The 6,173-nt window shown below is 61.1% G+C and carries 6 protein-coding genes and 1 other RNA gene; 2 read left to right on the forward strand and 5 right to left on the reverse strand.

Annotated features, from left to right (window positions below):
- The coding region (locus tag ACOVQ0_RS06770; RefSeq protein ID WP_421881895.1) for an LON peptidase substrate-binding domain-containing protein at positions 1-727 on the reverse strand (727 nt) is incomplete at its 3' end.
- Between the two features lie 266 nt (positions 728-993).
- Here ACOVQ0_RS06770 and ACOVQ0_RS06775 point away from each other — a divergent pair.
- Positions 994-1,983 (forward strand): hypothetical protein, encoded by a 990-nt coding sequence (locus ACOVQ0_RS06775; RefSeq protein ID WP_421881898.1) that lies wholly within the window; start codon positions 994-996, stop codon positions 1,981-1,983.
- A 6-nt stretch (positions 1,984-1,989) separates the two neighbouring features.
- Here ACOVQ0_RS06775 and ACOVQ0_RS06780 read toward each other — a convergent pair whose 3' ends face one another.
- The 3 genes from ACOVQ0_RS06780 to ACOVQ0_RS06790 form a co-directional block, all read right to left on the reverse strand.
- The gene (locus ACOVQ0_RS06780) at positions 1,990-3,057 is read right to left on the reverse strand and encodes an MlaA family lipoprotein (RefSeq protein WP_421881909.1); all 1,068 of its coding nucleotides are present in this window, start codon (positions 3,055-3,057) and stop codon (positions 1,990-1,992) included.
- 137 nt (positions 3,058-3,194) lie between these two features.
- Positions 3,195-3,530, reverse strand: coding sequence for a YbaB/EbfC family nucleoid-associated protein (locus ACOVQ0_RS06785; protein ID WP_421881901.1), 336 nt, complete (start codon positions 3,528-3,530; stop codon positions 3,195-3,197).
- Positions 3,527-5,368: a DNA polymerase III subunit gamma/tau gene (locus ACOVQ0_RS06790; RefSeq protein ID WP_421881904.1), complete on the reverse strand. Its 1,842-nt coding sequence runs from the start codon at positions 5,366-5,368 to the stop codon at positions 3,527-3,529. Before ACOVQ0_RS06790 ends, ACOVQ0_RS06785 begins: the two co-directional genes overlap by 4 nt.
- 98 nt (positions 5,369-5,466) lie before the next feature.
- Here ACOVQ0_RS06790 and ACOVQ0_RS06795 point away from each other — a divergent pair, with 98 nt between their 5' ends.
- Positions 5,467-5,955 carry a DUF4188 domain-containing protein gene (locus tag ACOVQ0_RS06795; protein ID WP_421881906.1) on the forward strand — a complete coding sequence of 163 codons (489 nt, stop codon included), beginning with the start codon at positions 5,467-5,469 and terminating at the stop codon, positions 5,953-5,955.
- Here the strand turns inward: ACOVQ0_RS06795 and ffs are convergent.
- Positions 5,954-6,048, reverse strand: an RNA gene (gene ffs / locus ACOVQ0_RS06800) — signal recognition particle sRNA small type. The two genes, ACOVQ0_RS06795 and ffs, sit on opposite strands and share 2 nt — an antisense overlap.
- Positions 6,049-6,173 lie beyond the last annotated feature (125 nt).

The following is a 6,173-nucleotide window of genomic DNA, read 5'->3' on the forward strand; positions in this document are numbered from 1 at the left end:
CATCGCCGCCGCCCAGTTCGGACTGGATCGCTTTCAACTGTTCGTTGAGGTAATATTCGCGCTGGGTCTTTTCCATCTGACGCTTCACGCGGCCGCGGATCTTCCGCTCCACCTGCAGCACGCCAAGTTCGCCCTCCATGAAGGAGAGAACCATTTCAAGGCGCTTCATCGGATCGGATTCAGACAGGACTGCCTGCTTGTCGGTAACCTTGGCAGCGATGTTCGCAGCCACAGAATCCGCCAGCTTGCCCGCATCCTCGATATCACCGAGCTGGCCGCCCGCATCCTGCGGCAGCTTCTTGGAAAGCTTGGCATATTCCGCGAACTGATCGACGACGGTGCGCATCATGCCCGACACTTCGGTGCCGGTGGTGATGACCGGGTCCTGCGCTTCGACCTGCGCGACCAGCATCGCGCCGTTCGCAGTCGTTTCCTCGCGCAGCCCTTCAAGCACGGCGCGCTCACGCCCCTCTACCAGCACGCGCACGGTGCCGTCGGGCAGCTTGAGCAGTTGCAATACGCTCGCGATCACGCCGGTATCGTAAAGATCGTCGCGATCGGGATCGTCACAACCCGGATCGAGTTGGGCGAGCAGGAAAATGTCCTTGTTGCCCGCCATCGCCGCTTCCAGCGCTGCCACCGATTTTTCGCGCCCGACAAACAGCGGCACGACCATGCCGGGGAACACCACGATATCGCGGAGGGGAAGCAGGGGATAAAGATTCATGCGCAGTTCGTTTCCGTCCTGCCGGGCAGGCCGCCCAGCGCTTTTTCGGGATATGGGGACCGCATCCGCTTGCCGCAATGCCTTTTGCCACTTCGCCTGTGGATCAAGGCCTGTGGATCAACGACTACAAGACTGCACCGCCAATCGCTGCAATTTGTGTAAACCCAATCTTAGGTATGTTCCCTCATAAACTCACGGGATAGCCGGGGTCGTCTTCCAGAATGCTCAGAACAAGGACAACGCTGGTCGTCGGCGCCGGGGCCAGCATGGAACTGCAGTTCCCGTCGAACGCCGAACTGCTGGCGCGGATTATCCAAGGCTATGATTTTAAACGCGCGGGGTCCGACACCTCAACCCGCGATGGCCAGTTGCTGCTGCGCAACATCTACAAGCTGGCGGAACGGCTGCACAAGCCAGTAGAGGAAATCGCCGCCGCAGCCGAACGTCTGCGCAACGCCTGCCGTCTTGGGCGGTCGGTCGATAGTGTGCTCGAACAGTACGATCACGACCCTCTGGTGCTGGCCTGCGGCAAATTGGCGATCACCTTTTTCATGGGGCAGGCCGAATCCCGCTCCAGCCTGAAAGAGGCTCCGCGCGTGGCGGGCGAACTCCCCTTGCAGGGCAAAGTGGCGGAACACTGGGTCTATCAGCTGGGCCAGCTTATCACATCGGGCGTGCCGCGCAGCAGGATCGGCCACACGCTCGAGCAACTCACCATAGTCAATTTCAACTACGATCGATCAGTTGAACACTTCCTGCCTTACGCGCTGGTCATGGCCTATGGCATCGAGCTGAAGGAAGCGCAGGAAGTGATCGCCGACAAGCTCGACGTCATTCATCCTCACGGCATGATTGGCCGCCTGCCCTGGCAGAAGGGTGAAGCGCCACAGGCCGAATGGGGCGTTGAACAACCGTGGAACCTGCACGCCATTGCCGCGCAACTGAAATCGCTCGCCGAACGCAGCACGGATCGCAACGCCGTGCGCGACCTTCGCCTTGCGGTCGCCAACGCCAAACGACTGGTGTTCCTCGGTTTCGGGTTTCAGCCGCAGAATCTTGATCTGCTGTTCGAGAACACCTTGTCACACAATCCCGAAGTGCTGGTGTCCACCCACGGCATGAGCGCAGGCAATGCCGCCACAGTAGCCCATATGCTTCGCCGCCTTGCGGGCCTTGAAAGCGACGAACAACTGATGATCGCACCGGTCAAGGCATGGGAACTGCTGCGCGATTACTCGCTGCTTCTGGAAAGCTGAACCTTATCAGTATCCTGCCGGAAGTGGCTGCACCACCGGTTCGGACACGTAGACCGGCACGGGCGGCGCAACAGGCGCAGTATCGACAGCAGGTGCAGATATTACAGGCGGCGGCGTTGGCGTCAGCGCCGGGAGCACCACCGATCCTTCTTTCTGGAAATCGGCCTTGCCCCGCAGAACGTCGATCTCTGCCTGCCGCGTCTTCAGATAGAGTTCGCGATAGCTGGCGTAGGGATTTGATTCCTCGCGAATGCGTTTGAACAGGGCATCGTTCTCCACGCGCTCGTCCAGCGAACGGATCACGAAGCTGCCGTAAACATAGCCCGGATGGCGCAAAGGCCCGCCAACCGCGAACGGCATCAGGAATCGGTCCAGCGTCAGTCCCACAACATCGCGCAGGGTGGTTGGCCCAACCAGCGGCAGGAACATGTAAGGTCCGGGGCCGATACCGTAATAGCCGAAGGTATAGCCAAAGCCGTTGCGACGATAAGGCAGGTTGAACGGCTTGCCCTTCGCCACATCGACCAGCCCGGCAACGCCCACGGTCGAGTTCAGCGCAAAGCGCCCCAGCGTTTCCGCTGCCTTGCCCGGCTTCATCTGCAGCAGGAAATTGACCGCCACGATCGGCTCGGTCAGATTGCGCAGGAAATTGCGCAGGCCCGACCGCACCGGGCTGGGCAGCGCTTTCTGGTAGGTCATGGCGATGGGGGCGATCACCGCATCGTCAACCGCCTGCACCGCTTCATACGAGGCCTGATTTACCGCCTGCATCGGGTCTTCCTTGGGCGTGCGGGCGCCCGAGACGACGATGGCGGTATCATCCTGTTCGATCTGATCCAGCGAAGGCGGCGCTGCTTCCGGCGCGGTGCCAAAACCGGGTTGCGGCAAAACGATCGCAGGGGCCGCCTGCTCTTGCGCAATCGGAACCTGTGGCACCCCGTCAGGGTGCCCAGTCGCTGGTTGAGACGCTTCCAAAGCCTGCTCGGCACTGGTCGGTGCCAACATGGCTTCAGCCATATCGACGCCTGCACCGCCCGGCATTGCAATCAGGGCAGCGCTGGCAAGCAAAGTCACGCTCAAACGAGTATTCCTGTCCGGTACATCGGTCTATGTTCCTGCCTTGGCTGGCAAATCAGCCAATCGCAAGACGTTCCTTACGGAATCCTGACCAGACCGGACCGGGAACACGATAGCCTGAAATCAATTGCCGTTCAGAACGGCAGCTTGAAGCCCGGCGGAATACCTGCCGCCATCTGCACCTTCTGCATTTCTTCCGCTGCCACGGCATCGGCCTTACCGCGTGCATCGTTGAACGCAGCAGCGACCAGATCTTCCAGAATGCCCTTTTCCGATACCGCCAGCAGGCTATCGTCGATAGACACGCCGATCACGCGGCCCTTGGCCGAGGCACGGATTTTCACCAGACCGCCACCCGCAGCGCCTTCAACCTCGATGTTGTCGAGCGTCGACTGGGCATCTTCCATCTGCTTCTGGATGGTCTGTGCCGCCTTCTGTGCGGCCTGGATCATCTCTTCCATCGACTTCATGCGCGTTTGCTCCAAGGTCTCTTTTCGTGCTCTCGCGAGCTTTCTTCGTCCACGATCACAGCGCCCGGAAAGGCTTCCAGCGCGGCCTTGACCAGCGGCTCTTCCATCATCGCGGCATCGGCCGCAGCGGCTTTCACCGCCTTGGCCTCTTCCAGACTGGGAAGGGCGTCGCCCTCACCGCGTTCCACGATCCATGCCTCACCGGTCACATGATTCAGCGCTCGGCGGATATCGGTTGACGGATCACCCGGCAAGCCCGGCGCAAGTTGATAACGCAGCAATCCCGGGCGCAGTTCAACCACCCGCACGCCCAGCCGCATCGTCGATCCGACAAGCGGCGAAACATGCTCCACCTGTTCAACCAGCGCTTGCCAATTGGCCGTGGCGGTTGTGGGCGATGCGGCCTGAACCGCAGGCGACTCCCCCACAATCCCATCGCCTGATGGCGCGGCAATCGCGGGCCGTGAAGCCAGTTCTTCCAGCTTCTTCACCAGACCGCCGGGGTCGGGCAAGTCAGCCGCGTGCATAACCCGCAGCAGCGCCATCTGCGCCGCCACCAGCGGATCGGGCGCGACTTTCACTTCCTCATAACCTTTGAGCAGCAACTGCCACAGGCGGTGCAATTGCCCCGCGGAAAGCGCCTTTGCCCAGGCTTCCAGCGCTTCGCGTTCCTCGGTGGAGCGCACGTCTGGCCCGATTCCACCGATTTGCGTCACCGTAACACGGTGAACCACGTCCATCTGCGCGCGCATCATCGCAATGGGTTCGATTCCCAGCGCATACTGCTGCGCCACCTCGGACAGAACCACCTCGCCCTTGCCCGAAAGCACAGCCTCCAGCAGACGGCGCTGCATGGTCTTGTCCGCAAGGCCCAGCATCTGCCGCACTTGCTCAGCCATGACGCGCGTCTTGCCATCGTCACTACCGACAAGATCGGCGTGGCTGATCGCCTGATCGAGAATCGACAGACCATCGCGTACCGATCCTTCGGCCGCAGCGGCGACCATCGACAGCGCCTCGTCCTCGGCCTCGACGCCCTCCTTTTCGCAGATCATCGCAAAGTGGCTGGCGAGCAACGGGGCAGGAATGCGCTTGAGATCGAAACGCTGGCAGCGCGACAGCACCGTGACCGGCAGCTTGTCCACCTCGGTTGTCGCGAACAGGAATTTCACATGTGCGGGCGGTTCCTCAAGTGTCTTGAGCAACGCATTGAAAGCATTGCGGGACAGCATGTGAACTTCGTCGACGATGTAGATCTTGTAGCGCGCTGAAACGGCAGCATAGCGCACCGCCTCGATGATCTCGCGCACATCATCAACACCGGTGTTCGATGCGGCGTCCATCTCGATCACGTCGATATGGCGGCCCTCGGCAATCGCACGGCACGGCTCACACACGCCGCATGGGTCGATCGTTGGCCCGCCCTGCCCGTCCGTGCCAATACAGTTCAGCGCCTTGGCGATGAGGCGCGCGGTAGAGGTCTTTCCCACCCCGCGCACGCCGGTCATCAGAAAGGCGTGGGCCAGCCGATCCCGTTTGATCGCGTTGCCCAGCGTCTGGACCATCGCGTCCTGCCCGATCAGTTCGGCAAAGGTCTGCGACCGGTATTTGCGCGCCAGAACGCGATAGGGCTGCACCGAAGGGGCTGTGGGAGATGGCGTCGGCGATGGTGCCGAAACCGCACCAGGCGCAGAAGTCCCAACCGGCTCAGGCGCTGGCGGTGCGGGTGCAGGATCACCAAACATCGAACTTTGCCCTGCCGCTTCCAGTTCGGCGGCAGAAGGTTCGTTCTCCTCTTCCGGCAGAGGATCGCCAAACATGTCGGTGGAATCAGCCATCGCTGCCCTAGGTAGGCGCTTGCACCACAATTGTCGAACGCGACCATAGCCGGAAACGGTGGATTGACTCATAAGTTGCAGAATGCAACTTCCAACCTATGACCACGATCACGCCCGGCCGCTTCACCGCCGACTTCAACCAGTCGCTGGTGGTCTTCGTCATTGGAATGCGGATCAACCGCTTCCGCAAACTGGGCAAATGGCTTCCCGTCGCCCGCGCGATGGGTCCGATGATAGAAGAACTGGCGCGCAATCCCGAAAGTGGATTCCTTGGCACCGAATTCATGCTGCGCAATCTGCGCACCGTCGTGCTGATGCAATACTGGCGCGATTTTGACAGTCTGGAAGCCTACGCGCGTGATCGTGACCAGAAACACTGGCCCGCGTGGGTAGCGTTCAACAAAGCCGTCGGCAGCGATGGCACGGTGGGCATATTTCACGAAACATATGCCGTCTCGGCCGGAGCCTATGAGACGATCTACGGCAACATGCCGCCCTTTGGCCTTGGCAAAGTGGCCGGGCTTGTGCCGGCAACGGGATCGCGCAACGAGGCGCGCTCGCGCATGAAAGCTGCTGCTGAAAAGTGAAAAAGGAGCCGGCCGACCCACCGCAACCCGTTGTGGCTGCTTCCTTCCGGACCTGACCAAGTTGGCGGACGCAAGCGTCCGACCGACTCCCGGAGCGGCCTATGGCGGCGAAGCAGGTGCTTGTCCAGCCCCTGCCCTAGGGTCAGAACCTATTAATCGCACTTTCGAGGCGCTGGAATGGCGAACATATCGGGCGGAAATTCGCGCCGGGAAGGCTG

This window comes from Novosphingobium sp. (assembly GCF_049240505.1).
Lineage (GTDB): Bacteria > Pseudomonadota > Alphaproteobacteria > Sphingomonadales > Sphingomonadaceae > Novosphingobium.

Bases quoted from the DNA above. Each gene is read 5' to 3' on its own strand.
- ACOVQ0_RS06785 (WP_421881901.1), bottom strand. From the start codon at position 3,530: ATGAAGTCGATGGAAGAGATGATCCAGGCCGCACAGAAGGCGGCACAG.
- ACOVQ0_RS06795 (WP_421881906.1), top strand. From the start codon at position 5,467: ATGACCACGATCACGCCCGGCCGCTTCACCGCCGACTTCAACCAGTCG.
- ACOVQ0_RS06775 (WP_421881898.1), top strand. From the start codon at position 994: ATGGAACTGCAGTTCCCGTCGAACGCCGAACTGCTGGCGCGGATTATC.
- ACOVQ0_RS06790 (WP_421881904.1), bottom strand. From the start codon at position 5,368: ATGGCTGATTCCACCGACATGTTTGGCGATCCTCTGCCGGAAGAGGAG.